The 26,834-nt window shown below is 59.2% G+C and carries 29 protein-coding genes and 1 pseudogene; 13 read left to right on the top strand and 17 right to left on the bottom strand.

From position 1 onward, the window contains the following. Positions 1-2: 2 nt before the first annotated feature. Together ACOERD_RS18730 and ACOERD_RS18735 are read right to left on the bottom strand one after the other, a co-directional pair. Positions 3-521, bottom strand: coding sequence for a PaaI family thioesterase (locus ACOERD_RS18730; RefSeq protein ID WP_170374239.1), 519 nt, complete (start codon positions 519-521; stop codon positions 3-5). Between the two features lies 1 nt (position 522). Then, entirely contained in the window at positions 523-942 is a 420-nt protein-coding gene (locus ACOERD_RS18735; RefSeq protein ID WP_170374241.1) for a PaaI family thioesterase, read from the bottom strand. A gap of 111 nt (positions 943-1,053) precedes the next feature. Between ACOERD_RS18735 and ACOERD_RS18740 the strand changes: the two genes are divergently transcribed. The 8 genes from ACOERD_RS18740 to ACOERD_RS18775 all read left to right on the top strand — a co-directional run bounded on the left by ACOERD_RS18740 (position 1,054) and on the right by ACOERD_RS18775 (position 8,775). Then, positions 1,054-1,422, top strand: a complete 369-nt coding sequence (locus ACOERD_RS18740) for a MerR family transcriptional regulator (RefSeq protein ID WP_170374244.1) — start codon at positions 1,054-1,056, stop codon at positions 1,420-1,422. 255 nt (positions 1,423-1,677) lie between these two features. Then, entirely contained in the window at positions 1,678-2,079 is a 402-nt protein-coding gene (locus ACOERD_RS18745; RefSeq protein WP_170374246.1) for a MerR family transcriptional regulator, read from the top strand. A 42-nt stretch (positions 2,080-2,121) separates the two neighbouring features. Continuing rightward, positions 2,122-3,903, top strand: coding sequence for an acyl-CoA dehydrogenase C-terminal domain-containing protein (locus ACOERD_RS18750; protein ID WP_419740026.1), 1,782 nt, complete (start codon positions 2,122-2,124; stop codon positions 3,901-3,903). A 55-nt stretch (positions 3,904-3,958) separates the two neighbouring features. Continuing rightward, positions 3,959-4,171, top strand: coding sequence for a hypothetical protein (locus tag ACOERD_RS18755; RefSeq protein WP_170374251.1), 213 nt, complete (start codon positions 3,959-3,961; stop codon positions 4,169-4,171). 60 nt (positions 4,172-4,231) lie between these two features. Next, the gene (locus ACOERD_RS18760) at positions 4,232-4,870 is read left to right on the top strand and encodes a glutathione S-transferase family protein (protein WP_419740027.1); all 639 of its coding nucleotides are present in this window, start codon (positions 4,232-4,234) and stop codon (positions 4,868-4,870) included. A gap of 11 nt (positions 4,871-4,881) precedes the next feature. Next, positions 4,882-6,093 carry an acetyl-CoA C-acetyltransferase gene (locus ACOERD_RS18765; RefSeq protein WP_419740028.1) on the top strand — a complete coding sequence of 404 codons (1,212 nt, stop codon included), beginning with the start codon at positions 4,882-4,884 and terminating at the stop codon, positions 6,091-6,093. Continuing rightward, positions 6,093-6,581: a cupin domain-containing protein gene (locus ACOERD_RS18770; RefSeq protein WP_419740029.1), complete on the top strand. Its 489-nt coding sequence runs from the start codon at positions 6,093-6,095 to the stop codon at positions 6,579-6,581. Before ACOERD_RS18765 ends, ACOERD_RS18770 begins: the two co-directional genes overlap by 1 nt. After that, positions 6,574-8,775, top strand: coding sequence for a 3-hydroxyacyl-CoA dehydrogenase NAD-binding domain-containing protein (locus ACOERD_RS18775; protein ID WP_419740030.1), 2,202 nt, complete (start codon positions 6,574-6,576; stop codon positions 8,773-8,775). Before ACOERD_RS18770 ends, ACOERD_RS18775 begins: the two co-directional genes overlap by 8 nt. 394 nt (positions 8,776-9,169) lie before the next feature. Here the strand turns inward: ACOERD_RS18775 and ACOERD_RS18780 are convergent, their stop codons facing one another. Further along, complete coding sequence (locus ACOERD_RS18780) at positions 9,170-10,912, bottom strand: IS1634 family transposase (RefSeq protein ID WP_419737624.1); 1,743 nt, start codon at positions 10,910-10,912, stop codon at positions 9,170-9,172. On the opposite strand from ACOERD_RS18780, the gene ACOERD_RS18785 reads away from it, so the two are divergent. After that, positions 10,905-11,093, top strand: coding sequence for a hypothetical protein (locus ACOERD_RS18785; protein ID WP_419740031.1), 189 nt, complete (start codon positions 10,905-10,907; stop codon positions 11,091-11,093). The two genes, ACOERD_RS18780 and ACOERD_RS18785, sit on opposite strands and share 8 nt — an antisense overlap. A gap of 42 nt (positions 11,094-11,135) precedes the next feature. Here ACOERD_RS18785 and ACOERD_RS18790 read toward each other — a convergent pair whose 3' ends face one another. From ACOERD_RS18790 to ACOERD_RS18810, 5 genes are all read right to left on the bottom strand, one after another. Continuing rightward, on the bottom strand, positions 11,136-11,510 hold the full coding sequence (locus tag ACOERD_RS18790) for a hypothetical protein (protein ID WP_419740032.1): 375 nt from the start codon (positions 11,508-11,510) through the stop codon (positions 11,136-11,138). 217 nt (positions 11,511-11,727) lie between these two features. Next, on the bottom strand, positions 11,728-12,459 hold the full coding sequence (gene istB / locus ACOERD_RS18795; protein WP_419737606.1) for an IS21-like element helper ATPase IstB: 732 nt from the start codon (positions 12,457-12,459) through the stop codon (positions 11,728-11,730). Next, a complete protein-coding gene (istA, locus tag ACOERD_RS18800) occupies positions 12,446-13,954 on the bottom strand; it encodes an IS21 family transposase (RefSeq protein WP_419737605.1) in 1,509 nt (502 codons plus the stop codon). The genes istB and istA overlap by 14 nt, the downstream gene beginning before the upstream one ends. Before the next feature lie 111 nt (positions 13,955-14,065). Next, positions 14,066-14,467 carry a Hint domain-containing protein gene (locus ACOERD_RS18805; RefSeq protein WP_419740033.1) on the bottom strand — a complete coding sequence of 134 codons (402 nt, stop codon included), beginning with the start codon at positions 14,465-14,467 and terminating at the stop codon, positions 14,066-14,068. A gap of 67 nt (positions 14,468-14,534) precedes the next feature. Continuing rightward, positions 14,535-14,696: a hypothetical protein gene (locus tag ACOERD_RS18810; protein ID WP_419740034.1), complete on the bottom strand. Its 162-nt coding sequence runs from the start codon at positions 14,694-14,696 to the stop codon at positions 14,535-14,537. Between ACOERD_RS18810 and ACOERD_RS18815 the strand changes: the two genes are divergently transcribed. Beyond that, positions 14,689-16,431, top strand: a complete 1,743-nt coding sequence (locus tag ACOERD_RS18815; protein WP_419737624.1) for an IS1634 family transposase — start codon at positions 14,689-14,691, stop codon at positions 16,429-16,431. The two genes, ACOERD_RS18810 and ACOERD_RS18815, sit on opposite strands and share 8 nt — an antisense overlap. 6 nt (positions 16,432-16,437) lie before the next feature. Here ACOERD_RS18815 and ACOERD_RS18820 read toward each other — a convergent pair whose 3' ends face one another. The 3 genes from ACOERD_RS18820 to ACOERD_RS18830 form a co-directional block, all read right to left on the bottom strand. Then, positions 16,438-16,767 (bottom strand): Hint domain-containing protein, encoded by a 330-nt coding sequence (locus tag ACOERD_RS18820; RefSeq protein ID WP_419740035.1) that lies wholly within the window; start codon positions 16,765-16,767, stop codon positions 16,438-16,440. 162 nt (positions 16,768-16,929) lie between these two features. After that, a complete protein-coding gene (locus ACOERD_RS18825; RefSeq protein ID WP_419740036.1) occupies positions 16,930-17,592 on the bottom strand; it encodes a sulfotransferase family 2 domain-containing protein in 663 nt (220 codons plus the stop codon). Beyond that, positions 17,589-18,524, bottom strand: a complete 936-nt coding sequence (locus ACOERD_RS18830) for a DMT family transporter (RefSeq protein WP_419740037.1) — start codon at positions 18,522-18,524, stop codon at positions 17,589-17,591. The genes ACOERD_RS18825 and ACOERD_RS18830 overlap by 4 nt, the downstream gene beginning before the upstream one ends. Positions 18,525-18,662: 138 nt before the next feature. Here ACOERD_RS18830 and ACOERD_RS18835 point away from each other — a divergent pair, with 138 nt between their 5' ends. After that, a complete protein-coding gene (locus ACOERD_RS18835) occupies positions 18,663-19,676 on the top strand; it encodes a hypothetical protein (protein ID WP_419740038.1) in 1,014 nt (337 codons plus the stop codon). A 6-nt stretch (positions 19,677-19,682) separates the two neighbouring features. Here ACOERD_RS18835 and ACOERD_RS18840 read toward each other — a convergent pair. Further along, positions 19,683-19,802 (bottom strand): annotated as a pseudogene (locus tag ACOERD_RS18840) (uracil phosphoribosyltransferase); the annotation flags it as partial. Then, on the bottom strand, positions 19,753-19,947 hold the full coding sequence (locus ACOERD_RS18845) for a hypothetical protein (protein ID WP_419740039.1): 195 nt from the start codon (positions 19,945-19,947) through the stop codon (positions 19,753-19,755). The gene ACOERD_RS18845 and the pseudogene ACOERD_RS18840, both read right to left, overlap by 50 nt. Here ACOERD_RS18845 and ACOERD_RS18850 point away from each other — a divergent pair. Continuing rightward, positions 19,940-21,682, top strand: coding sequence for an IS1634 family transposase (locus ACOERD_RS18850; protein ID WP_419737624.1), 1,743 nt, complete (start codon positions 19,940-19,942; stop codon positions 21,680-21,682). The two genes, ACOERD_RS18845 and ACOERD_RS18850, sit on opposite strands and share 8 nt — an antisense overlap. Before the next feature lie 97 nt (positions 21,683-21,779). Next, complete coding sequence (locus ACOERD_RS18855; protein WP_419740040.1) at positions 21,780-22,697, top strand: hypothetical protein; 918 nt, start codon at positions 21,780-21,782, stop codon at positions 22,695-22,697. A 6-nt stretch (positions 22,698-22,703) separates the two neighbouring features. Here the strand turns inward: ACOERD_RS18855 and upp are convergent, their stop codons facing one another. Genes upp through ACOERD_RS18875 form a run of 4 tightly spaced genes read right to left on the bottom strand, consistent with a single transcriptional unit; the run spans position 22,704 to position 26,831 of the window. Then, positions 22,704-23,336 (bottom strand): uracil phosphoribosyltransferase, encoded by a 633-nt coding sequence (upp, locus tag ACOERD_RS18860; RefSeq protein ID WP_170374268.1) that lies wholly within the window; start codon positions 23,334-23,336, stop codon positions 22,704-22,706. Further along, positions 23,333-24,319, bottom strand: coding sequence for an adenosine deaminase (locus ACOERD_RS18865; protein ID WP_170374270.1), 987 nt, complete (start codon positions 24,317-24,319; stop codon positions 23,333-23,335). The genes upp and ACOERD_RS18865 overlap by 4 nt, the downstream gene beginning before the upstream one ends. Then, the gene (locus tag ACOERD_RS18870) at positions 24,316-25,527 is read right to left on the bottom strand and encodes a phosphopentomutase (RefSeq protein WP_170465635.1); all 1,212 of its coding nucleotides are present in this window, start codon (positions 25,525-25,527) and stop codon (positions 24,316-24,318) included. Before ACOERD_RS18870 ends, ACOERD_RS18865 begins: the two co-directional genes overlap by 4 nt. Next, a complete protein-coding gene (locus ACOERD_RS18875; protein ID WP_419740041.1) occupies positions 25,524-26,831 on the bottom strand; it encodes a thymidine phosphorylase in 1,308 nt (435 codons plus the stop codon). The genes ACOERD_RS18870 and ACOERD_RS18875 overlap by 4 nt, the downstream gene beginning before the upstream one ends. Positions 26,832-26,834: the final 3 nt, after the last annotated feature.

The raw sequence follows: 26,834 nt of genomic DNA on the forward strand, positions 1-26,834 counted from the left end.
GCTCAGCCCTTGTCGCGTGGCTGTTGCGGCATCAGGAAATGCCCCGTCGCCTGTGCAAACAGCTTGGCATGGTTGTCTTGCCAGGCCTCAACCCGAACCGAGGCGTAACGCCGTCCGGCCCGGTTCACAAAGGCGCGCGCATAGGCGTCGCGCGGCAGGCCCGAACGCAAATAGTCGACCGTAAAGTCGATAGTTTTGGGAAAGCGGATCGATTCATCCGTGACAATGGCCTCGGCATCAATTTCGCCGCTTTCGATGTCCGAGAACATATGCTCCCAGCTCAGCGTGATCACTGCAGTGACCTCAAGAAACGCCGCGGTAACGCCACCATGAAGGGCTGGAAGAAACGGGTTCCCGATCAGTTTCTCGTCAAAGTTCAGCACGCCGGTCAGTTCATCCCCGCGCCGGTCGAAACTGATATTGAGGAACCGGATATAGGGCACGCCATCGACCAATGCGCGCAAGGCGGCGTCGCGCCGTTGTTTGACCACTTGCATGGGTTCAGGACGGGAACGGGCCATATTACTTTCCCTCAACCGTGAAAGACCCCGAGGCGGTTGCCACTGGCAGGTCGAGATCGTCATCCATCGCCGTTGCCCGCACGAAGGCAACGTTTCGGGTGATGTGATAGCAATTGGCCCGCGCGGTGATGCTCTGCCCCGGCGTGGCGGCGCGCATATAGTCGATGCGCAAATCAATCGTCGCTGTACCGCCCGGAGAAGACGGGTGGCTCATGACTGCGGCCCCGCAGCAGGTATCCAGGATGGTTGAAATTGCGCCACCGTGGATCACGCCCGTGCGCGGATCTCCGATCAGATCCTCGTTGTAAGGCATTGTTATCTCGGCTTCACCTTCCCCGATCTGGCTAAGATGAAGGCCTAGCGCCCGCGCGTGCGGAATGGCTTCGATAAACTGTCGGGCTAGCTTTGCTTTGTCGACCATGATCATATCCTGTTGTCTTGCCCCTTTATGAGCCGCCATCCGATCAAAGGGCAAGCCCACCTGTTGCGCTTGTTCGCATGACGTCCTAGGTTGCTGCCGAGGAGACCCCGAATGTCCGACAACCGTTTGTCATTCAAAGAGATGTGCGCCGAGTTCGACGTGACTCCGCGCACTCTGCGCTACTACGAATACATCGAGCTCTTGCAGCCCGACCGTGAAGGGCGATCCCGGTACTATGGCCCCAGAGAATGCGCCCGCATGACGCTGATCATGCGCGGCCGGAAATTCGGATTTCCTTTGGAAGAGATTCGCCAGTGGCTGTTGATCTACGAAGATCAAGGCAACGAAGCGCAGATGGCAACTTTCGTAGAAATGGCAGATCGCCAGATGGAAGAGCTGCGTCAGCAGCGCGCGCAGCTGGACGAGGCGATGGATGCCCTCAAACAGCTTCGGGACCAAACGGCCAAGTCCATCAAGTAGAACACCCTGCCCGTCTGGATTCTGGTGAGACCAAGCAAAGCACCTTGGAATCGCGTCCTCGGACCAATCTGAGGGCGAATTTCCCTTGCCCCCAGGGAAAGAAAATTTCGCAAAACCCGTCATTACGCGACTGGAAGTTACGTCAACTTAGAAATGACGCAGCGTCTGGATTACGTAAACGTCACCTACATGTTGTAAAGCGTCCAGCAACTGCGCAACTCTATTCGGACGACGCCAGTGACGAGAGTATGACGAATGACCGAAGATCTGATGACCATCCGTGAAATGTGCGAGACCTATGATGTCACGCCCCGCACCTTGCGGTTCTACGAGGCGAAGGAACTTCTGTTTCCGATCCGCGAGGGTCAGAAGCGTCTGTTCACCAAACGCGATCGCGCGCGGCTAAAGCTGATTCTGCGTGGCAAGCGGTTTGGTTTCAGCCTTGAGGAAATTCGCCAGCTTCTGGACCTGTATCACGTGGGCGACCAGCAGGTGACCCAGATGTCGCGCACCTATGAAATCGCGTGCGAACGTCTGGCCGATATGGAATCGCGCCGTGAAGAGCTGACACAGGCCATCGACGATCTGAAAGAGCAGTTGCGCTGGGGCGAAAAAGTCATCGCCTCGATGAAACAGGAAAAGAAGGCGGCCGAATAACTTCGCCCTGCCCTCCGGACATATGAATTAAGGGAGCTTCACATGCCCGTCTACAACGCGCCAACAAAAGACACTCAGTTCATCCTGCATGATGTCCTGAAAATCTCGGAGTCTGACATTCCGGGTTACAACGAACTAGAGGCCGAGTTCACCGGCGCCGTTCTGGAAGAAGCTGGCAAGGTCGCCACCAATGTTCTTCACCCGCTGAATGTTGTCGGCGACACCGAAGGATGCCGTTTGGAAAACGGTATCGTTTACACACCCACAGGCTTCAAAGATGCCTTCGAGCAGATGAAAGAAGGCGGTTGGACTGGCCTCGACATGCCGGAAGAGTATGGCGGCCAGAACATGCCCTACGTGATTGGGACGGCCGTAGGCGAGATGTTCTCGGGCGCGAACCAGGCGTTTACGATGTATCAAGGCCTGACCCACGGCGCGGCCTCGGCGATCTTGGCGCACGGCTCGGACGAGCAAAAGAACAAATACCTGCCGAACATGATCAGCTGCGAATGGACCGGCACCATGAACCTGACCGAGCCGCATTGCGGTACCGATCTGGGTCTGATGCGCACCAAAGCGGAACCTCAGGGCGACGGCAGCTATAAAATCTCGGGCCAGAAGATCTTTATCTCGGCCGGTGATCATGACATGGCCGACAACATCATCCATTTGGTTTTGGCTAAAATCCCCGGTGGCCCAGAGGGCATCAAGGGCGTTTCGCTGTTCATCGTGCCCAAGTTCATCGTGAACGAAGACGGATCTGTGGGTGAGCGCAACGGCGTTTCGGTCGGCAAGATCGAAGAGAAGATGGGCATCCACGGCAACTCGACCTGCGTCATGAACTATGACGAGGCCACCGGTTGGCTGCTGGGTGACGAACACAAAGGCATGCGCGCCATGTTCACCATGATGAACGAAGCGCGTCTGGGTGTGGGTATGCAAGGCCTGTCGCAGGCCGAAGCTGCGTATCAGAACGCTGTTGAATACGCCAAGGATCGCCTGCAGGGCCGCGACGTAACAGGTGTGAAGAATCCGGATGGCCCTGCCGATCCGCTGATCGTTCACCCTGACATCCGCCGCAACCTGATGGACCAGAAAAGCTTCACTGAGGGCGCGCGTGCGTTCATCTTGTGGGGCGCGACAATGATCGATAAGGCGCACCGCTCGAGTGACAATGACGCCGATGGGCTGATCTCGCTGCTGACCCCGGTCATCAAGGGCTTCCTGACGGACGAAGGTTACGACATGACTGTTCAGGCCCAGCAGGTCTATGGCGGCCATGGCTACATCGAAGAATGGGGCATGTCGCAATACACCCGCGATGCCCGTATCGCCATGATCTACGAAGGTGCAAACGGCGTTCAGGCCCTAGACCTTGTGGGCCGTAAACTGGCGCAGGATGGCGGCAAGCACGTAATGGCGTTCTTCGAAATGGTCAAAACCTTCTGCAAGGAAAACGCGGGCCAGAACGAAGCCTATGACAAAGCCTTCATCGAACCGCTGAAAGCAGCGTCCAAGGATCTGCAGGCCGCTGGCATGTACTTCATGCAGGAAGGCATGAAGAACCCGAACAACGCTCTGTCCGGGTCTTATGACTTCATGCACATGTTCGGTCACGTCTGCCTGGGCCTGATGTGGGCACAGATGGCGAAGGCCGCTCAAGACGCGCTGGACGGTGGGGCCTCGGACAAAGAGTTCTACGAGACCAAGATCAACACCGGCCGTTTCTACATGGCCCGCCGCCTACCCGCGACTGCGATGCATCTTTCCCGCATTCAGACCGGCGCAGACACTGTGATGGTTCTGGACGCGGCGAACTTCTGATCAAAGTCTGGGCTCGGGCATCACAGCTCGGGCCCTACTATTCGGAGGAGACAGAATGCCCAAACGCTTTCGCCTGACCCGCCGTTTCCCGGTCGCCATGACCGAGGACGGCTATCGCAAACTCCGCGGCTTTGCCCGCGAGGCCGGGTTGGATGAAGGCGAAGCGCTGTCTTTTCTGTTCGAGAACTTCAACAGCGTCATTGACGAAGACAACCTGACCCATCGGTTGCGCCTCTTCAATTCCGAGTTGGAGGCACGCAAGCGCTAGGCACCAAGGCCGAAAAGCTTGGGCGGACGATGCACAAAACGCCACGGGAGGGGCGACCGCATGACCATAAAACTGCACTGCTTCGGTGAAAGCGGCAATTCATACAAAGCCGCTCTGGCGCTGGAAATGTCCGGCCTCGAGTGGGAGCCGGTCTTTGTCGATTTCTTCAAAGGCGTCACCCGCAGCCCCGAGTTCCGCTCGGACGTCAACGTAATGGGCGAAGCGCCCTTCCTGATCGACGGTGATTTCAAAACCTCCCAATCTGGTGCGATTCAGGCTTATGTAACCGAAAAATCCGGCAAGTTCGGCGGCAAGACGCGGGAAGAGAATTACGAGATCCTTCGGTGGGTGCTGTGGGACAACCACAAACTCAGCTCGATGGCCGGCATGACGCGGTTTCTGATGAACTTCCTGCCAGAAGAACACCGCAATGCCGATGTGATTGCCTTCAACCAAGGCCGTCTGAAAGCGGCCTACGATGTTCTGAACAACCACCTTGAGGGCCGCGACTGGATTGTTGGTGATGGCGTGACCAACGCTGATCTCAGCTGCTGCGGATACCTCTACTATCCCGAACCATTCGGCTTTGACCGTGCCGACTGGCCCAACATCGACGCCTGGCTGACTCGCCTGTCCGAGCAGCCCGGCTGGAAACACCCCTATGACCTGATGCCCGGCACCCCGCCGGATCGAGCTTAAGGAGAAGACCCATGACCGAAGCTTACATTTATGACGCCCTGCGCACTCCGCGCGGCAAGGGCCGTAAGGATGGCAGCCTGCACGAGGTAACCTCGGTGCGCCTGTCCGCCTTGACCCTGAACGCGATCAAGGAACGCAACAACCTCGAAGGCCACGCCGTTGAGGATGTGATCTGGGGCAACGTCACCCAAGTCATGGAGCAAGGCGGCTGTCTGGCGCGCTCGGCGGTTCTGGCCTCGGACCTCGACCAGTCGATCCCCGGTCTTGCGATCAACCGCTTCTGCGCCTCGGGCATGGAAGCCGTGAACCTGGCCGCGAACCAGGTTAAAGGCGGCGCGGGTGAGGCTTATATCGCGGGCGGTGTTGAGATGATGGGCCGCGTGGCCATGGGCAGCGACGGTGCTGCGATTGCCGTAGACCCGACACTGGCAATGGACACCTATTTCGTACCGCAGGGCATCTCGGCCGACATCATCGCGACCGAGTATGGGTTCACCCGCGACGACGCCGATGCGCTGGCCGTGGAATCTCAAAAACGCGCGGCAGAGGCTTGGGAAGACAACCGGTTCGAGAAGTCGGTCATCACCATCAAGGACCAGAACGGCCTGACCATTCTGGACCGCGACGAATACATGCGCCCCGGCACTGACATGCAGAGCCTTGGCGCGTTGAACCCGTCCTTCCAGATGATGGGCGAGCAAATGCCCGGCTTCGACAAAGTCGCGATGCTGAAATACCCGCATCTGGAGCGGATCAACCACATCCACCACGCGGGCAACAGCTCGGGCATCGTGGACGGTTCAGCCGCTGTTCTGATCGGCAACAAGGAATTCGGTGAGAAATACGGCCTGAAACCCCGCGCCCGCATCAAGGCAACCGCGAAGATCGGCACCGATCCGACCATCATGCTGACCGGCCCGGTTCCGGTGACCGAGAAGATCCTTGCCGACAACGGTATGAAGATCAGCGATCTGGACCTGTTCGAAGTGAATGAAGCCTTCGCCTCGGTCGTGCTGCGCTTCCAGCAGGCGTTCGATGTCGATCCGGCGCTGGTAAACGTCAACGGCGGCTCGATCGCGATGGGTCACCCGCTGGGCGCAACCGGTGCGATGATCATCGGCACGCTGCTGGATGAGCTGGAGCGTCAGGACAAGGAAACCGGTCTAGCCACGCTCTGCATTGCGTCCGGCATGGGTGCCGCAACCATTATCGAGCGGGTCTGATGCCCAAGCTGGATCTCTCTCAGATCCCGTTCAAAGGGGGATCGTCCTACCCCGGCAAGCTGGCCGAGGCGACTGCGGGTCGTTTCGTTCAGCGTGTGGGCGATGCGGGCGGTCTGACCCAATACGGGGTCAACATCGTGCGGTTGGAACCTGCGGGGATGTCCTCGCTGCGCCACTACCACATGGAGCAGGACGAGTTTGCCATCATGCTCAGCGGCAAATGCGTGCTGATCGACAACGATGGTGAGCATGAGATGCTGCCCGGTGACTGCGCCGCTTGGCCTGCAGGTGAGGCCAACGGCCATCACCTTGTGAACAAGACCGATGCGCCTGCGACCTTTCTGGTGGTGGGCACTCGGACCCCGACCGAGACCGGCTACTACAGCGACATAGACATGATGGTGAAGGATGATGAGAACGGATTCTCCTTCACCCGTAAAGACGGCAGCCCGCTGACGGCTGACCAGATTGGAGATGACAATGACTGATTTCACTCTGAGCAAGGACGCAGACGGCGTCGCTTTTGTGACCTGGGATGCCCAGGGCAAATCCATGAACGTTCTGACCCGCGAGGCCTTTCAGGAGGTCAGCCAGCTGATCGATCAGGCACTGAGCGATGATGAGATCAAAGGGATCGTTATTACCTCAGGCAAAGAAGGCTCTTTCGCTGGTGGCATGGATTTGAATACCCTCGCCACCATCCGTCAGGAGGCCGGTGATGAACCGGCGCAGGCGCTGTTCGATTTTGTCATGGGCGGCCACCACATCCTGCGCAAGATGGAACTGGCGGGCATGGACCCCAAGACCAAGAAGGGCGGCAAACCGATCGCCTGTGCCATCAACGGCACATGCGCGGGCATCGGGACTGAGATCGCGCTGGCCTGTCACCACCGCGTCATGACCAATAACTCAAAGTCCAAGATCGGCCTGCCTGAGATCCTGCTGGGCATCTTCCCCGGTGGTGGCGGCACCATGCGCTATAGCCGTATGGTTGGTGCGATGGCAGCCGCTCCGGTCCTGCTGGAAGGCAAGATGATGGACCCGAAGAAAGCCAAGGGCGCACAGCTGATCGACGATGTTTCGGACGATCCGGTCGCAGCAGCCAAGGAATGGGTTCTGAACGCCAAAGACGCCGATCTGGTCAAGCCTTGGGACGCGAAGGGCTACAAAATGCCCGGAGGCGCGCCCTACCACCCTGCTGGCTTCATGACTTTCGTTGGTGCCAACGCGATGGTGAACGGAAAGACACAAGGTGCTTTCCCAGCGGCTAAGGCTCTTCTGAGCTCGATCTACGAAGGGGCGCTGGTCGACTTCGACACCGCCCTGAAGATTGAGGCACGCTGGTTCACCAACGTCCTGATGAACCCGTCGTCGTCGGCCATGATCCGGTCGCTGTTCCTGAACAAGGAAGCGTTGGAGAAAGGCGCGGTTCGCCCCAAAGATGTGGCAGACCAACGCGTGAAAAAGGTCGGCGTTCTGGGCGCTGGCATGATGGGCGCCGGGATCGCTCTGGTCTCGGCGCAGGCCGGGATGGAGGTTGTTCTGGTCGACCGTGATCAGGCTGCAGCCGACAAGGGCAAGGCCTATAGCGAAACCTATATGGACAAGGGCATCAAGCGCGGTAAAGCCACAGCCGAGAAGAAAGAGGCCCTGCTGGCCCGCATCACCGCCACCCCTGATCTGGAGCATCTGAAAGGCTGCGATCTGATCATCGAAGCCGTGTTCGAAGACCCGGGCGTCAAGGCCGATATGACCAAGAAGGTCGAGGCGATCATCCCCGAGGATTGCATCTTTGCCTCGAACACCTCGACCCTGCCGATCACCGATCTGGCAAAAGCCTCCGTCCGGCCCGAGCAGTTCATTGGCATCCACTTCTTCTCACCGGTTGAGAAGATGTTCCTGGTCGAGATTATCAAAGGCAAGGAAACCGGTGATCGCGCCGTCGCCAAGGCTCTGGACTATGTGCGCCAGATCCGCAAGACGCCGATTGTGGTCAACGATGCGCGCTTCTTCTACGCCAATCGCTGCATCATTCCCTATATCAACGAAGGCGCGCGCATGATCACCGAGGGCGTCAGCCCGATCCTGATCGACAACGCGGCGCGTCAGTTGGGCTTCCCGGTAGGACCGATCCAGTTGACCGACGAAACCTCGATTGATCTGGGTGCCAAGATTGCGCGCGCGTCCAAGGCGGCGATGGGCAACGCTTATCCCGAAAGCCCCTCGGACGATCTGATCTTCTGGATGGAGGAACAGGGCCGTCTGGGTCGCAAGGCCAATGCCGGCTTCTTCGACTATGACGAGAAAGGCAAACGCGTCGAGTACTGGAAGGGCCTGAAGGACAAGTACCCCCTGGCCGCCGAGCAGCCTGACCTGATCGAGGTGCAGGAACGTCTGATGTTCGCACAGGTTCTGGAAGCGGTCCGTGCGCTGGAAGAAGGTGTTCTGGAAGACATCCGTGAAGGTGACGTGGGCGCGATCTTGGGTTGGGGCTTTGCGCCTTGGTCCGGTGGTCCGCTCAGCTGGCTGGACATCATTGGCACGCCCTACGCGGCCGAACGTTGCGATCAACTGGCCGAGGCCTATGGCGCGCGTTTTGCCTGCCCGCCCCTGCTGCGTGAAATGGCTGAAAAAGGTCAGAGCTTCTACGGCCGGTTCAACCCGGACGCCAAAGCCGCCTAAAACAACGACGCAGGCGCAACTCCCCTTGCGCCCGTGTCTTCCTTACTGAACAGCCGGAGCGGTTTGCCATTCAGGCCGGAGAAACAGAACCGGCGCATTCGGTCGACCCGGCCGCCCGGGCCTGCGAATACCCGCCGCAGGGCGGATAGGGAAAATCGGATCCGTCGGGATGGGAGCAGGCAAAGCGCCCAATGGGTTTGCCAGTGCCGAAATCTCACCACTTGCAGCAAGCGCACCGACCAACGCAGCGGCAGCGTCTTCGTCAGCCACCGCATACTCTTTCCTGACTTCCGACATTTTTTCGTATAAGTCATTGATATTATTATGCCTTGGTTGCCAAAAGGCACTACACGGACTTTTTTCGCCAGCGATTGTTTCGGAGTGTTGAGGGAGCTCAGGCTTTGGTCTGGCCAGTTTTTCGGGTGCGCCCGGGGGGTATCTTGAAAGGGGCTTCGTTCCAGGTCAGGCCGACGCAGGTGAGGATGCGTCTGGCATCGACCGTGGCATGGCTTGGCATGCCGTAGCGGTCAGGGGTGCCTTTGTGGCGCAGGATCGAGAGCTGCAATGCGTTCAACTCGTTGCGGATACGAGCCGGGCTCATCGGGTGTCCGAGCAGGTCCAGATGCTTGCGCAGGTGCTGCAGGCAGCAGAAGGCCATGTAGCAGATGGCGATATGGGCCCGGACCCGACGCGGCGACCAGTGATAGATGGGCCGGATTTTCAGATCGTGCTTGTTGGTGCGGAAGCAGGCTTCGATCTCCCACAACTGGTGATAGCGGGCAATGACGTCCTGTGCCTCCAGTTCGTCCGCACCATGAACAACAATGGCATGCAGCCCGTCCCATTGTGCCGCTGCCTTGATCTTTGCATCATCCAGCGTGACGTCCCCGCTGTCGGGGAAGGCCAGGAAGCGGCCATATCCCCGGCTGCTGAAGCTGCCGGGTTTGCGAGAGCGCTTGAGCTTCTTGTGCAGCTTTTCGATTGCCTTGTCGCGCTTGTGGGCATCATTGCGTGCCCGGGTGGGTGACCAGGTCACAATGACCCGCGCTCCCTCCTGGTCGATCACCTTGTACCAGCCCTTCTCGGTTGCCTCTTCAGAACCGTGTCCAGCCCAAGGCTGGCGTCCCTCCGGGCTCAAAATGTTCGCCTTCACGGCGGCCGGGGCGGACTTCATGCGATAGCCGAGGATGTAGGGCAGACCCTTGTTCTGCAACATCTGCTGGTTGTCCTTGCTGAGCATGGCGGCATCGGCCACGAACGTGACCCTGGCCACGTCGAAGCGTCCCTCCAACGCCTTCAGCGCAGCTTCCAGCGTATGACCTTCCCAGGTGTTTCCCGGGAAGAGTTCATAGCCCACAGGCAGCCCATCGGAGGTGACGATCAGCGCCAGCATGACCTGAGCGCGGTGATGCTTGCCATCCTTGCTGAAGCCCTTGGCCAGAAGATGATCCTGCTCGACCCCGTCCGCATCCTCGGCCGGGTCCTCGCGCTCGGTGTCAAAGGCCAGGGTCGTGCAATCGTAGAACAGCACGGTCACTGGCCCGCCCAGCAACTTCTCTGCCGCCGCGTGAGAGGTTTTGCAAATCCCGTCTATCACCGGCGTATTGATGTAATCCATGCTCCGATAGACCACGTCCAGATTGAGCGTGATGCCTGCCTGGTTCTCCAACGCCTCCACGGTCGCGCGCTTGCTCTCGGGCTGTGCGATCCGCGCCATAACCAGCTCTTTCACAATGCGATTGGCACTTTTACGCGCCGCCCCCAGAAGGGCCCCCCAACCCAGTTGGTCATACATCGTCCCCATGACATCCCGCAGACCCAGAGAGACCCGCGCCTCCTCACGGCACTCGGCAAGATCAACGCCAAGCTTGTCCGGCCGCGGAGCGCGGCGCACCAGCGCCTGCAGATCGGCATATTCCGTGGGCGTGAACAGTTCCATTTGCGGCGAGCGATCAATGCGTAATTGCTCCATCAAGCGGCCCGCCAGACGCTTGATATCCTCAATCTCGCTGTCGTTATGGGCCACACCCACATGGCGCAGGATCTTCTGGCGTACCTTGGAGCCGGTGCGGACGGATTCAACGATCTGGATCCGTGTGCGGTTGAGCTTTGCGTCATGTTTGGTGCGGATGAACATGGGCGAAGAGGTTAGCCATCTGAAGGCCCATGTCAATACTTTTTATAATAATGGGGCACTACAACGCGCCTCTGAGCAACCACACCTGAAAACAAACCAAAAACCCAGTCAGATCAACAAAAAGGTCGGAAGTCAGGAGAGCTTCTACGGCCGGTTCAACCCGGACGCCAAAGCCGCCTAAAACAACGACGCAGGCGCAACTCCCCTTGCGCCCGTGTCTTCCTTACTGAACAGCCGGAGCGGTTTGCCATTCAGGCCGGAGAAACAGAACCGGCGCATTCGGTCGACCCGGCCGCCCGGGCCTGCGAATACCCGCCGCAGGGCGGATAGGGAAAATCGGATCCGTCGGGATGGGAGCAGGCAAAGCGCCCAATGGGTTTGCCAGTGCCGAAATCTCACCACTTGCAGCAAGCGCACCGACCAACGCAGCGGCAGCGTCTTCGTCAGCCACCGCATACTCTTTTGCCTGACCAGACGTGCGGCTGAAGCGCCCCGAAGGGCAATAGGCTTGCAAGCCACCCTCGATATAGATCACCTCGTCCTGGTCGAAGAACAGTGTCGTGACCTCGAAGGACGATCCCGGCGACTGCGAGGACAACCGACAGGCCCCGTCCAATACCTGTCAATCGGCATTGAATAATGACCCCCCATCGGCGTCCAAATTTGACCCCCCTTGGAGCTAAGAGGGGCGTTGAGGGGGTCGTGTTTAGGTTGATTCAGGAGGGGGTGGACAGCAGGTCAAACCGAAAAGAGAGCGTAGCTCGACTGAAGGTTTGACCTGCTGTCTGTTTTGAATTTATTCCCCGATTTCGAGGTTAGTCGCGGTGGTTAATTCGCCAGCTTTCGTTCCCGGTTTCGATGATATCGCAATGGTGTGTCAGCCGATCCAGGAGAGCAGTGGTCATTTTGGCATCTGTGAACACACTCGGCCATTCAGCAAATGCGAGGTTGGTTGTTAGCAGAATAGACGTTCGCTCGTACAGTTTGCTGATGAGATGGAAGAGTAATCGTCCACCAGACTCTGCGAACGGCAGATAACCGAGTTCGTCTATAATCACGAGGTCGACGCGGATCAGCTGCTCGCTGAGCCGCCCGGCGTTGCCTTCGCGATGTTCAGCCTCCAGCTTGTTCGCGAGATCCACAGCGCTGAAGAACCTGACCCGCCGGCGGTTATTGACCGCGTGGCCCCCGATCGCTGTTGCGAGATGCGTTTTGCCCGATCCGGTTCCACCGACCAGCACGCCATTCCTGGCCTGGTCCATAAAATCGCCGTCATGAAGATTGCGCACGACTTCCTCGTTGACGGGGCTGACCGTGAAGTCGAACTCAGGTAAGGACTTGCAGACCGGGAACTTTGCGGCACCCATCTGATACCGGATCGAGCGCGCAGTCTTTTCGGCCAGTTCGGCCGTGAGGAGTTCGGCCACGACCTGTTGGGGCCGCCAGTTGTTTTTGGCTGCGGCCTGCATCACTTCGTCAAAGCAGTTGACGATGCCTGGCAACTTCAGTTGACGGGCAAGTTCGAGAATTTCCTTACGCAGTTGCATGGGAGCCTCCAAGCCTGTCATAGCGAGCGCAATCCGCGATCGGTGCCATTTTCAGCTGCAGGTGGGCAGGCGGCTCAATCGCCTTTGGCGGCGGGGGATTGGTGCGCCGAGAGACAATGTTCAGGATCGCATCGGCCTTGCGCAGGCCAGATTTTAGAGCTTCTTCGCAGGCAGCCTCGACCACATCAATGTCGTGCTGGTAAGCAGCGAAAAGAATATCGGCAAGTTGCCGGTCTCCGTCGGATGTGCCCCGCAGATGGGTCCAGATCTGCGTCATTGCCGGTGGTAGGTCCCAGTCACGGAACGGTGCTCCATTGCGCAGAGCGCCAGGCTTGCGCTTGAGGACGGGCACATAGTGCCAAGGGTTGAAGATCGTTTTTCCTCGGCCGAAGCACCGTTCGTGCTCTCCGACAATCTCACCGTCTTGGCGCAGGACAATCCGCGTGGCGTAGACCTGCAACTGGACCTGACGTCCAACAGCTCTTGCCTCAACGCTGTATTTGTTTCTTTCGAAGTTGATCAGGCAGGTTCGGCTCACGGCGACCGTCTTTTCACGGAACCCGACGAAGGGCTTCTGCAGATGCGTCAGCAGCGGCTTTTCCTGCTGGAACTCCTCCCAGACCGTCACCTCCAGGTTTTCCGGATGCCGCAGTTCTTTTGCGCGTTTGATCGCGTCTTTTTGCAGCCGGGCATTCAATTCATCGAAGTCGGCCACCTCCAGACGCGGTGTAAAACTATAGGCGCGGCTCTCCTTGACCAGATTCTCAACCTGACCCTTCTCCCAACCGGCCGCGCGCGTACAGGCGATCGGGTTCACCAGATGATGAGAACACATCCGGGAGAATGCCTTGTTGAACTTTCTTTCCTTGCCCGACAGGATCGCATCGACGGCGGTCGTCATGTTATCGTAGATCCCGTTGATGCAGCCTCCACCAAAGAATTTGAAGGCCTCGTCGTGGGCATCAAAGACCATCTCCTGCGTCTCGCGCGGATAGGCAATGGAGAATGGCATGCGGCTATGGCAAAGTTTGAAATGGGCAACCTTCACGGTCGTGAGTGCACCGTCCATCAAAACCGTCTCCACACTCCAGTCGAACTGGTACGCCTCCCCAGGATCAAAGATCAGCGGGATGAACGCCTGCGCCTGTTGTCGGCCGTGCGCAATGCGCCAATTCTTTGTGTAGCGTCGAACACTGTCATACCCGCCGCCAAAACCATCATCGGAGAGTTCCTTCCAGATTTTGGTCATCCGCTTGCGGTGTTTCTTCGGAAGCGCCTCGTTCTCCTCAAGCGTTTCATCCAGACGCGCGCGCCAAGGCCCGAGCACCGGGTATGGCTGCGATTTGCGCTCATATTTGAACTCCGTCACTCCCGATCGGATTATCTTTCGAACCGTTGCACGGCTCAAATTGAGCGAACGGCAAATTTCCTTGATGCTCTTTTTTTCGATCAGGTGTAAGCGACGCACTTTTCTAATAGTTTCCACGCAAATCATCCCGCTTGCCTCTCCATCGACTGCTCAATGAAAAGGATGTCTACAACCATAGGGAGGGGTCAAATTTGGACGCCGATTTCCCCGCTTAGGGGGTCAAAATTGCACGCTTTTCTACACCAATACCCGCGCAGGCAACACTGTTACACCTTGATCCGTCAGGTCCAGTTTGCCGCGATCCAGAGCGACGCCCTGTTCCGGCATCAACCAAACCGCGCGCCCATTATAGGCCGCCCGCGCAGGCACAAAGATGGGTAGATGGGCTGATCGTCTCTCACCTGCCGGGATATTGACCCAACTGGTCGAGACCCTGCGGACCTCTTTGAAACCGTGATCCAACGTTCGAACCAGATCACCAGCGGCGATACGTTCAATCAGCTTCCATCCACTGGTGGTCGCGATTTTGGTTCCGTGCAGGAACCCCCCTCTGCGCGATGACACTGCGTCCAGCGCAACTGGCAGATCCGCATCGTCATGATACTCGGAAACATCCGAAAAACTCACTACTTCCAACACGTGCCGAACCCCCTTTTGGCACAAATACTCACATCTCAAGAGATAGCAGACGCAGCGGTTTTCGGTCTTAGTTCCGCCGTATTTCCTGACTTCCGACCTTTTTGTTGATCTGACTGGGTTTTTGGTTTGTTTTCAGGTGTGGTTGCTCAGAGGCGCGTTGTAGTGCCCCATTATTATAAAAAGTATTGACATGGGCCTTCAGATGGCTAACCTCTTCGCCCATGTTCATCCGCACCAAACATGACGCAAAGCTCAACCGCACACGGATCCAGATCGTTGAATCCGTCCGCACCGGCTCCAAGGTACGCCAGAAGATCCTGCGCCATGTGGGTGTGGCCCATAACGACAGCGAGATTGAGGATATCAAGCGTCTGGCGGGCCGCTTGATGGAGCAATTACGCATTGATCGCTCGCCGCAAATGGAACTGTTCACGCCCACGGAATATGCCGATCTGCAGGCGCTGGTGCGCCGCGCTCCGCGGCCGGACAAGCTTGGCGTTGATCTTGCCGAGTGCCGTGAGGAGGCGCGGGTCTCTCTGGGTCTGCGGGATGTCATGGGGACGATGTATGACCAACTGGGTTGGGGGGCCCTTCTGGGGGCGGCGCGTAAAAGTGCCAATCGCATTGTGAAAGAGCTGGTTATGGCGCGGATCGCACAGCCCGAGAGCAAGCGCGCGACCGTGGAGGCGTTGGAGAACCAGGCAGGCATCACGCTCAATCTGGACGTGGTCTATCGGAGCATGGATTACATCAATACGCCGGTGATAGACGGGATTTGCAAAACCTCTCACGCGGCGGCAGAGAAGTTGCTGGGCGGGCCAGTGACCGTGCTGTTCTACGATTGCACGACCCTGGCCTTTGACACCGAGCGCGAGGACCCGGCCGAGGATGCGGACGGGGTCGAGCAGGATCATCTTCTGGCCAAGGGCTTCAGCAAGGATGGCAAGCATCACCGCGCTCAGGTCATGCTGGCGCTGATCGTCACCTCCGATGGGCTGCCTGTGGGCTATGAACTCTTCCCGGGAAACACCTGGGAAGGTCATACGCTGGAAGCTGCGCTGAAGGCGTTGGAGGGACGCTTCGACGTGGCCAGGGTCACGTTCGTGGCCGATGCCGCCATGCTCAGCAAGGACAACCAGCAGATGTTGCAGAACAAGGGTCTGCCCTACATCCTCGGCTATCGCATGAAGTCCGCCCCGGCCGCCGTGAAGGCGAACATTTTGAGCCCGGAGGGACGCCAGCCTTGGGCTGGACACGGTTCTGAAGAGGCAACCGAGAAGGGCTGGTACAAGGTGATCGACCAGGAGGGAGCGCGGGTCATTGTGACCTGGTCACCCACCCGGGCACGCAATGATGCCCACAAGCGCGACAAGGCAATCGAAAAGCTGCACAAGAAGCTCAAGCGCTCTCGCAAACCCGGCAGCTTCAGCAGCCGGGGATATGGCCGCTTCCTGGCCTTCCCCGACAGCGGGGACGTCACGCTGGATGATGCAAAGATCAAGGCAGCGGCACAATGGGACGGGCTGCATGCCATTGTTGTTCATGGTGCGGACGAACTGGAGGCACAGGACGTCATTGCCCGCTATCACCAGTTGTGGGAGATCGAAGCCTGCTTCCGCACCAACAAGCACGATCTGAAAATCCGGCCCATCTATCACTGGTCGCCGCGTCGGGTCCGGGCCCATATCGCCATCTGCTACATGGCCTTCTGCTGCCTGCAGCACCTGCGCAAGCATCTGGACCTGCTCGGACACCCGATGAGCCCGGCTCGTATCCGCAACGAGTTGAACGCATTGCAGCTCTCGATCCTGCGCCACAAAGGCACCCCTGACCGCTACGGCATGCCAAGCCATGCCACGGTCGATGCCAGACGCATCCTCACCTGCGTCGGCCTGACCTGGAACGAAGCCCCTTTCAAGATACCCCCCGGGCGCACCCGAAAAACTGGCCAGACCAAAGCCTGAGCTCCCTCAACACTCCGAAACAATCGCTGGCGAAAAAAGTCCGTGTAGCGCCTTTTGGCAACCAAGGCATAATAATATCAATGACTTATACGAAAAAATGTCGGAAGTCAGGACCCAACTGGTCGAGACCCTGCGGACCTCTTTGAAACCGTGATCCAACGTTCGAACCAGATCACCAGCGGCGATACGTTCAATCAGCTTCCATCCACTGGTGGTCGCGATTTTGGTTCCGTGCAGGAACCCCCCTCTGCGCGATGACACTGCGTCCAGCGCAACTGGCAGATCCGCATCGTCATGATACTCGGAAACATCCGAAAAACTCACTACTTCCAACACGTGCCGAACCCCCTTTTGGCACAAATACTCACATCTCAAGAGATAGCAGACGCAGCGGTTTTCGGTCTTAGTTCCGCCGTATTTACGCCTAATTTGGACTAAAACGAGGCATTTTTCGCGACAGAAAGCAGTGCAGGAGTGGGTTTATCAACCAATCGGAAACTATAAGCTGGAAGTCACGTCAAAAGCGTAGCCGAATCTCTGGATGTCTTCTGCGCAGGCTTCTGCCACAGATTGGGCGGATTTGTCGGAATAGTATACCCGATAATCCGCCTGCCGGTCCGAGGGGTTGATATGGGGCAATTCCACCTCAAACCCCAGATGGTGAAACAGAGGCAGCGCGTCTTTTTCGAACTGTTCCAACCGTATGAACAACTGGCACTGTTCGACCCCATCCGCGCGGGTCATGTAGCGCCGCGCCGGATGGTCCTGAAACGAACGACGAATGGTTGGGTGCAGGACAAAAGGCTCGAACGCCAATTGCTGCGACAGGGTGACGGCCTCATGAGCAAAGCTCTGATAGCGTAGCCAGTGATAGTAGCTGACCATGCGGTCCCACGGGTTGCGGACCAACGTGAAAGCAAACATTGCCTCAAGTTCACCCTCTGGCAACACCCCGTCGATATCCGCAAGCGTCGCGTGTTTGTGTAGCCTCCCCCGCGCGGTCAGTTCCTTGGCGCGGCGCCGCCGTTTCAGGGCCTTGGGCGTGTCTCCCAACAGGATGTCATCCTTCATGGCCCGCTGCTCCAGCGCCAAAGCAAGCGAAGTTCCCCCCGTCTTGGGCATATGCACAAACACATAGCGGCGGCCGCGAGAAATGATCATGCGACCTCCTGCTCGGGGGCCGCGCGCCTGGCTCTCCAGCCCAAAACTGCGCCGGCTGTTGCGATCAGACCGATGCCAAAGATCTGCATCACTCCGATCGTCTGTCCAAGGGCGACCCAGGCGAACAGTGGCCCGAAGATCATGATTGAATACTCGAACACAGCAACGAATGAGGGCTCACCGACCTGATAGGCCTTGATCATCATGAAGACGGCCACGGTGGACCCGACGGCCTGAACCGCGACCCATGGCAAGGCAGCGCGCATATCAAGGACCAGACCACGGGTCACAAAACCTTCGGGACCGTCGGGTCCGGACACGGGAAAGGCCGTGAAAACGATTAAACCGATGGCCCCGGCAATGCCCAGAACAAGCATGTTGTTGGCCAGAAGGGCGACTGTGCTTTCGTCCGAGCAATAGGTCCGCGTGACGATCACGCTGAGCGCGTAGAAGAACCCTCCGACAACCGGCAAAAAGGTCCTGACATCAAACTCGGTCGGGTTGGGTTGCAACACGCACAGGATGCCCACGAACCCGAGCAGGACCGCGCCGATGCGCCATGGTCCAATGACCTGTTTTAGGCCCAATGCAGAAATCAACAGCACAAACATCGGCGAGGTGAACAAACCCGCCAAGGCCTGCGCAATCGGCATCAGCGCCAGCGAGGCGAAATAGAACAACATGCCCGTCGCGATCAGAACACTGCGCAGCAAGACAAACCGCAGCCGTTTTGGCCGCAGACTTCCCAGCCCCAATAGGGACAGTCCGAAGATCAGAGGCAACATCAGAACAGCACGGCTGAGATGGAACTGCCACAGGCCGATGGTTTCGGCCAGCAGGATCACCACATTGTCGATCACACCAAGAATGGCCATGGCCGAGACCATCAGCACCGAGGCCAAAAAGGGGAGTGTTTCTTTGCCTGGCTGCATGTCCTGCCTCGGGTTAGATGCGCGCTACAGCGCTTGTGCCATCCAGCATATTTCTGAAAGCCTGCGCAACAGGTTTGCGCCCCGTGATTTCGACATGCTATGCTTTGGCAAAAGAAAAACACGAGCAGCCCAATCCAGATGACGGCCCTGAAACAGTACCAGCGGATCGAAGCCACCGGTCTGTGGCGCTCCTCGCCCGATGAACAGCGGCGCGAGGTTGTGGTCTCAATCGGTGAGGCGACCCTGACGATCTCGGATTTCAATGACCGGGCGTTGACGCACTGGTCTCTGGCCGCGTTGGAACGGCAGAATCCGGGCAGTTTCCCTGCGATTTTCAACCCCGACGGCGACCCGGACGAAACGCTGGAACTGGCCGAAAGCGAAAAGACCATGCTTGAGGCCATCGACCGGTTGCAACGCGCCATCGACCGCTCGCGTCCGCATCCCGGTCGGTTGCGCTGGTTCAGCGTCGCAGGCGTCGTCGCCGCTGTGCTGGCGGTGTTGCTGCTTTGGTTGCCCGGGGCACTGCAAAACCACGTGGTCTCGGTCGTGCCCGAGGTCAAACGGCAGGACATCGGCGACGAGATTCTGAAACGAATCGAGCGGGTTTCGGGGCGGGCCTGTGCCTCACTCGAAGCGCAGGCCTCTTTGGATCGTCTGGCCAAGCGTACGGGTGTGCGGCAGATCATTATCCTGCCCGCCGGGGTGCAGGACAGCCTCAGCCTGCCGGGCGGGACAGTCTTGTTGAACCGGGCGTTGGTCGAAGATCATGAAGACCCCGCCGTGGCCGCCGGCTATGTCATCGCCGAGCGCGCCCGCATCGCGGCACAAGACCCGTTGGATGATGTTCTGGACCGAACCGGAGCCTCCTCGGCCTTTCGCCTGCTGACGACTGGGGGCCTTACGCCCGAGATCGTCGACAGCTATACCGAGCAAGTCCTATCGGAACCCCGTCCGTCTCTGACAGATGAGGCGCTACTGGCAGTTTTTGCGCAGGCCGCCCTGCCCTCGACCCCATATGCCTTTGCGCGGGATGTGACCGGGGAAACGGTTCTTGGCCTGATCGAGGCCGACCCAATGGCCGGACGCACGCTGGAACAGGTGTTGCCGGACCGCGATTGGGTCCAGCTTCAAAACATCTGCAGCGAGTGATCCGGCTTATTTCGTGCCGAACATACGGTCTCCGGCATCGCCGAGACCGGGCATGATATAGCCCTTCGAGTTCAGCTCACGATCCAGCGCGGCAGTGACGATATGCACGTCTGGATGGGCCTCTTTCCTGACTTCCGACCTTTTTGTTGATCTGACTGGGTTTTTGGTTTGTTTTCAGGTGTGGTTGCTCAGAGGCGCGTTGTAGTGCCCCATTATTATAAAAAGTATTGACATGGGCCTTCAGATGGCTAACCTCTTCGCCCATGTTCATCCGCACCAAACATGACGCAAAGCTCAACCGCACACGGATCCAGATCGTTGAATCCGTCCGCACCGGCTCCAAGGTACGCCAGAAGATCCTGCGCCATGTGGGTGTGGCCCATAACGACAGCGAGATTGAGGATATCAAGCGTCTGGCGGGCCGCTTGATGGAGCAATTACGCATTGATCGCTCGCCGCAAATGGAACTGTTCACGCCCACGGAATATGCCGATCTGCAGGCGCTGGTGCGCCGCGCTCCGCGGCCGGACAAGCTTGGCGTTGATCTTGCCGAGTGCCGTGAGGAGGCGCGGGTCTCTCTGGGTCTGCGGGATGTCATGGGGACGATGTATGACCAACTGGGTTGGGGGGCCCTTCTGGGGGCGGCGCGTAAAAGTGCCAATCGCATTGTGAAAGAGCTGGTTATGGCGCGGATCGCACAGCCCGAGAGCAAGCGCGCGACCGTGGAGGCGTTGGAGAACCAGGCAGGCATCACGCTCAATCTGGACGTGGTCTATCGGAGCATGGATTACATCAATACGCCGGTGATAGACGGGATTTGCAAAACCTCTCACGCGGCGGCAGAGAAGTTGCTGGGCGGGCCAGTGACCGTGCTGTTCTACGATTGCACGACCCTGGCCTTTGACACCGAGCGCGAGGACCCGGCCGAGGATGCGGACGGGGTCGAGCAGGATCATCTTCTGGCCAAGGGCTTCAGCAAGGATGGCAAGCATCACCGCGCTCAGGTCATGCTGGCGCTGATCGTCACCTCCGATGGGCTGCCTGTGGGCTATGAACTCTTCCCGGGAAACACCTGGGAAGGTCATACGCTGGAAGCTGCGCTGAAGGCGTTGGAGGGACGCTTCGACGTGGCCAGGGTCACGTTCGTGGCCGATGCCGCCATGCTCAGCAAGGACAACCAGCAGATGTTGCAGAACAAGGGTCTGCCCTACATCCTCGGCTATCGCATGAAGTCCGCCCCGGCCGCCGTGAAGGCGAACATTTTGAGCCCGGAGGGACGCCAGCCTTGGGCTGGACACGGTTCTGAAGAGGCAACCGAGAAGGGCTGGTACAAGGTGATCGACCAGGAGGGAGCGCGGGTCATTGTGACCTGGTCACCCACCCGGGCACGCAATGATGCCCACAAGCGCGACAAGGCAATCGAAAAGCTGCACAAGAAGCTCAAGCGCTCTCGCAAACCCGGCAGCTTCAGCAGCCGGGGATATGGCCGCTTCCTGGCCTTCCCCGACAGCGGGGACGTCACGCTGGATGATGCAAAGATCAAGGCAGCGGCACAATGGGACGGGCTGCATGCCATTGTTGTTCATGGTGCGGACGAACTGGAGGCACAGGACGTCATTGCCCGCTATCACCAGTTGTGGGAGATCGAAGCCTGCTTCCGCACCAACAAGCACGATCTGAAAATCCGGCCCATCTATCACTGGTCGCCGCGTCGGGTCCGGGCCCATATCGCCATCTGCTACATGGCCTTCTGCTGCCTGCAGCACCTGCGCAAGCATCTGGACCTGCTCGGACACCCGATGAGCCCGGCTCGTATCCGCAACGAGTTGAACGCATTGCAGCTCTCGATCCTGCGCCACAAAGGCACCCCTGACCGCTACGGCATGCCAAGCCATGCCACGGTCGATGCCAGACGCATCCTCACCTGCGTCGGCCTGACCTGGAACGAAGCCCCTTTCAAGATACCCCCCGGGCGCACCCGAAAAACTGGCCAGACCAAAGCCTGAGCTCCCTCAACACTCCGAAACAATCGCTGGCGAAAAAAGTCCGTGTAGTGCCTTTTGGCAACCAAGGCATAATAATATCAATGACTTATACGAAAAAATGTCGGAAGTCAGGATCTCGGAATTCAATGACCGGGCGTTGACGCACTGGTCTCTGGCCGCGTTGGAACGGCAGAATCCGGGCAGTTTCCCTGCGATTTTCAACCCCGACGGCGACCCGGACGAAACGCTGGAACTGGCCGAAAGCGAAAAGACCATGCTTGAGGCCATCGACCGGTTGCAACGCGCCATCGACCGCTCGCGTCCGCATCCCGGTCGGTTGCGCTGGTTCAGCGTCGCAGGCGTCGTCGCCGCTGTGCTGGCGGTGTTGCTGCTTTGGTTGCCCGGGGCACTGCAAAACCACGTGGTCTCGGTCGTGCCCGAGGTCAAACGGCAGGACATCGGCGACGAGATTCTGAAACGAATCGAGCGGGTTTCGGGGCGGGCCTGTGCCTCACTCGAAGCGCAGGCCTCTTTGGATCGTCTGGCCAAGCGTACGGGTGTGCGGCAGATCATTATCCTGCCCGCCGGGGTGCAGGACAGCCTCAGCCTGCCGGGCGGGACAGTCTTGTTGAACCGGGCGTTGGTCGAAGATCATGAAGACCCCGCCGTGGCCGCCGGCTATGTCATCGCCGAGCGCGCCCGCATCGCGGCACAAGACCCGTTGGATGATGTTCTGGACCGAACCGGAGCCTCCTCGGCCTTTCGCCTGCTGACGACTGGGGGCCTTACGCCCGAGATCGTCGACAGCTATACCGAGCAAGTCCTATCGGAACCCCGTCCGTCTCTGACAGATGAGGCGCTACTGGCAGTTTTTGCGCAGGCCGCCCTGCCCTCGACCCCATATGCCTTTGCGCGGGATGTGACCGGGGAAACGGTTCTTGGCCTGATCGAGGCCGACCCAATGGCCGGACGCACGCTGGAACAGGTGTTGCCGGACCGCGATTGGGTCCAGCTTCAAAACATCTGCAGCGAGTGATCCGGCTTATTTCGTGCCGAACATACGGTCTCCGGCATCGCCGAGACCGGGCATGATATAGCCCTTCGAGTTCAGCTCACGATCCAGCGCGGCAGTGACGATATGCACGTCTGGATGGGCCTCTTTCATGCGTGCAACCCCTTCTGGTGCCGCCAGCAGGCAGAGGAAAAGGATCTCGGTTGCGCCCGCCTCTTTCAGCAGATCAATCGCTGCGGCCGAGCTGTTGCCGGTGGCCAGCATCGGATCCACGGCGATAACCAGCCGGTCTTTCAGGCCCTCTGGCGCTTTGAAATAATACTGAACCGGCTTCAGCGTTTCTTCGTCGCGGTAAAGCCCGACAAATCCCACGCGGGCCGAAGGGATCAGTTCCAGCACCCCGTCCAGCATCCCGTTCCCGGCACGCAGGATCGAGACCAGCGCCAGTTTCTTACCGGCGAGAATGGGCGCGTCCATCTCCTCCATCGGAGTTTCGATATGGCGGGTGGTCAGCTTAAGCTCTCGGGTCACCTCGTAGGCCAGCAACAGCGTGATTTCGCGCAGCAACTGACGGAATTCGGCGGTCGAGGTCCCCTTGTCCCGCATGAGCGTCAGTTTGTGCTGCACCAGCGGGTGGTCAACGACGGTCAGGTGTTCGCTCATATGTTCTCCAGTCTTTTCTTGACCCGCGCGCGGGTGTCTTCATCGCAAAAGGCGGCCTTCAGGGCCGTTTCATTTAGGGCTGCGAAGTCTTCGGCGCCCCAATCAAAGGCTGCCTGCAACATCTCATATTCACGCCGCATTGTGGTATGGAAAAATGGCGGGTCATCCGTTGAAACGGTGACTTTCGCCCCGGCGTCGCGCAACCGCGCAATCGGATGCGCGGCGAAATCGGGATAGAGCCCCAGAACCACGTTTGATCCCGGACAGACCTCAAGCGTGACATCCCGGTCGATCAGTTCATGCACCAGATCAGGGTCTTCAATGGCGCGAACGCCGTGGCCAAGACGCTCAACACCCAAGTCACGAACAGCGTCGCGCACGCTTTCTGGACCGCCAAACTCACCTGCATGGGTGGTCAGGCGCAAGCCGGCCTCGCGGGCGCAATCGAAGGCCCATTTGAAGTCGCCCTGAGTGCCGATGGATTCATTGCCGCCCATACCGAAACCGGTGATCCAATCGCCTGCGGTTTCCGCAGCGCAGCGGGCGCTGATCTTGGCCTGATCCGGGCCGAAATGGCGGACACAGGTGACCACGCCGCGCAGAGTGATGTCGAACTTGCGCTCGGCCTCATCGGCGGCGTCCTGAATGGCGTTCAGATAGTCGCGCCACGCGTGCAGATCGCCACCGCCGCAAAAATCGGGGCTAAGGAAGGTCTCTGAATACACCACCCCATTGGCTGCGCTTTCCTCAAGGATCGCCAGGGTCAGACGGCGGAAATCCTCGGGCGATTTGAGGACCTCACACGCGGCCTCATAGACGCTGAGGAAATGGGCGAAGTCGCGGAAGTCGTAGCTGCCATCGGGCTTGAAGATGCCGCTCAGATCGATGCGTTTTTCATGCGCCAGTTGCCGGATAAATGCGGGCGGCGCGGCACCCTCATGGTGTAGGTGCAATTCGATCTTCGGAAGGTCCGCGACACTCATAAAAAGCTCTTTCCCGGCCCTTGCGCCGGTACGTTCAGGTGATGGGCAACGCTGGCAGCGACATCGGCGAAATGGATTTGACCGAGCTGGCCTAAGCCTTGCCCGGCCACCAACACCGGCACCTGTTCACGTGTGTGGTCGGTGCCGATCCAACTGGGGTCATTGCCGTGGTCCGCGGTCAATACCAACATGTCATCCGGACGCAACTTGGGTAGGATGGCTCCGATTTCCCGGTCAAACCACTCCAGCGCACGAGCATAGCCGCTGATATCGCGACGATGACCGTAGAGGCTGTCGAACTCGACGAAATTGGCAAAACTTAGACTGCCATCCTCGGCCTGATCCACCAGGTCGGACAGGTGCACCATCAATTCGACATCGGAGCCTTTGCGCAGCGTGTCGATGCCCTGCATCGAAAAGATGTCTCCGATTTTGCCAACGGCATGCACGCGGCGGCCTGCGTCCTGAACCCAGTTCGTCAGCACCGGCGCGGGCGGCAAGATGGCAAAGTCCTTGCGGTTCGTTGTGCGGGTGAACCCCTCGTCAGATGAGCCGACGAAGGGGCGCGCAATTACACGGCCCACCTTCATCTCATGCAAACGGGGCGCGAGTGTTCGGCACATCGCAAGCAGGTTATCGAGGCCAAAGCGCTCCTCATGCGCGGCGATCTGGAACACGCTGTCGGCGGACGTGTAGCAGATCGGCCAGCCGGTGCGCATATGCTCGGCCCCCAGCTCGGCAATGATGGCTGTTCCAGATGCGTGGCAATTGCCCAGAATACCCTCGGTCCCCGCAGCTTGCGCTGCTGCTCGACTCAGATCGGGAGGAAATGCGGGCTGTGTGTCGGGAAAATAGTGCCAGTCCCACGGCACCGGCAACCCCGCCAATTCCCAGTGGCCCGAGGGCGTATCCTTGCCAGGCGACAGCTCGCGCGCGCATCCCCACAGGCCAGTCGGTTGAGCCGCCAGCCCCGGCGTTGCGTCGCCCGAGGCCAGACGCGTCGCAGCACCCAAACCCAGCGCATCCAGATGGGGCAGCGCAAGCAAGCCGCTGCGCCCGTCCTCAGCCCGCCCCTCGGCACAGGCTTGCGCGATATGGGCCAGTGTGTTGGCCCCGGTGTCAGGCACATCCCCGTTGAAGAACGCGCCTGCATCAGGTGCTCCGCCGATACCGACCGAGTCCATCACGACGAGAAAGGCGCGGCTCATGCCGTGATCCTCTCATGCACCAGATCGGGCACGGCAACCGGAGTATCTCCGATCGTGATCGCCGCCAATACGCTCTGGGTCGCCTGAGCCGCCGCGTCCTCACGCGCCGCGTGAACAGCGGCCAATGGCGCGCCTTTGGTGATCCGCTCGCCCAGCCGTACCATGTTTGACAGACCCACCGCCGGGTCGATCACATCGCTTTCCACCTGACGTCCACCGCCAAGAGCCACCACTGCCAGCCCCAAAGCTTCGCCGTCAATGGCCGTGACGTATCCGTCACGCGAGGCTGCCACCTCGGTGATCACGCTGGCTTCGGGCAGGAACCTTGACCACGTATCAACAAATTGCACTGGGCCTCCAACGGCGGCCATCATCCGACCAAACCGTTCTGCGGCGCGGCCATCCCGGATAATCTCCGCAATTTTGGCGCGGCCCTGATCCATCGTTTCAGATATACCCGCATCCGCCAGCAGTACACCGCCCAATTCTGCAGAAATTTCGGCCAGAGGAGACGCTCCCCCTTCGGTCAGGACCTTCATGACCTCTGCCACCTCCAACGCGTTGCCCAACGCCGAGGCGAGTGGTTGGTTCATATCGGTAATAACGGCCGAGGTTCGGCAGCCGGCAGCGTTAGCAGTTGCGGTCAGCGCCTGAGCTAGCTCGTGCGCGTCTTCAATGGTTTTCATGAACGCACCGCTGCCGGTTTTAACATCCAGCACCAGCGCATCAGGACTTGCCGCCAGTTTCTTGGACAGGATCGAGGCCGTGATCAGATCGAGGCTTTCCACCGTCGCCGTCACATCCCGCACCGCATAGAGACGCTTGTCCGCAGGCGCGATCTGCCCCGTCGCGCCGACAATAGCGGCCCCTGTGTCGCGCAATACCTGCGCCAGACGCTCTTGCCCGATCTGCGTAGTGACGCCCGGAATCGCCTCAAGCTTGTCCAGCGTCCCTCCTGTATGGCCCAGCCCACGGCCCGAGATCATGGGCACATAGGCCCCACATTCAGCCAGAGCCGGAGCCAAGATCAGGCTGACGCAATCGCCAACACCGCCCGTAGAGTGTTTGTCGATCACCCAGCCATCCAGATCCCAGCGCAGCACATCGCCGCTGTCTCGCATTGCAACGGTCAGGTCGGCACGACCCTTCGCGCCCAGCCCGCCCATACAGACGGCCATCGCAAAGGCTCCGGCCTGCGCATCACTTACGCTGCCATCGGCCAGACCTTGGGCAAACCATGCTAGCTCTGGCCCGGTAGGCACTTCGCTTCGGCGCAGTTTAGCGATGATCGAACGGGCATCCATGCG

This window comes from Ruegeria sp., assembly GCF_965199275.1.
Lineage (GTDB): Bacteria > Pseudomonadota > Alphaproteobacteria > Rhodobacterales > Rhodobacteraceae > Ruegeria.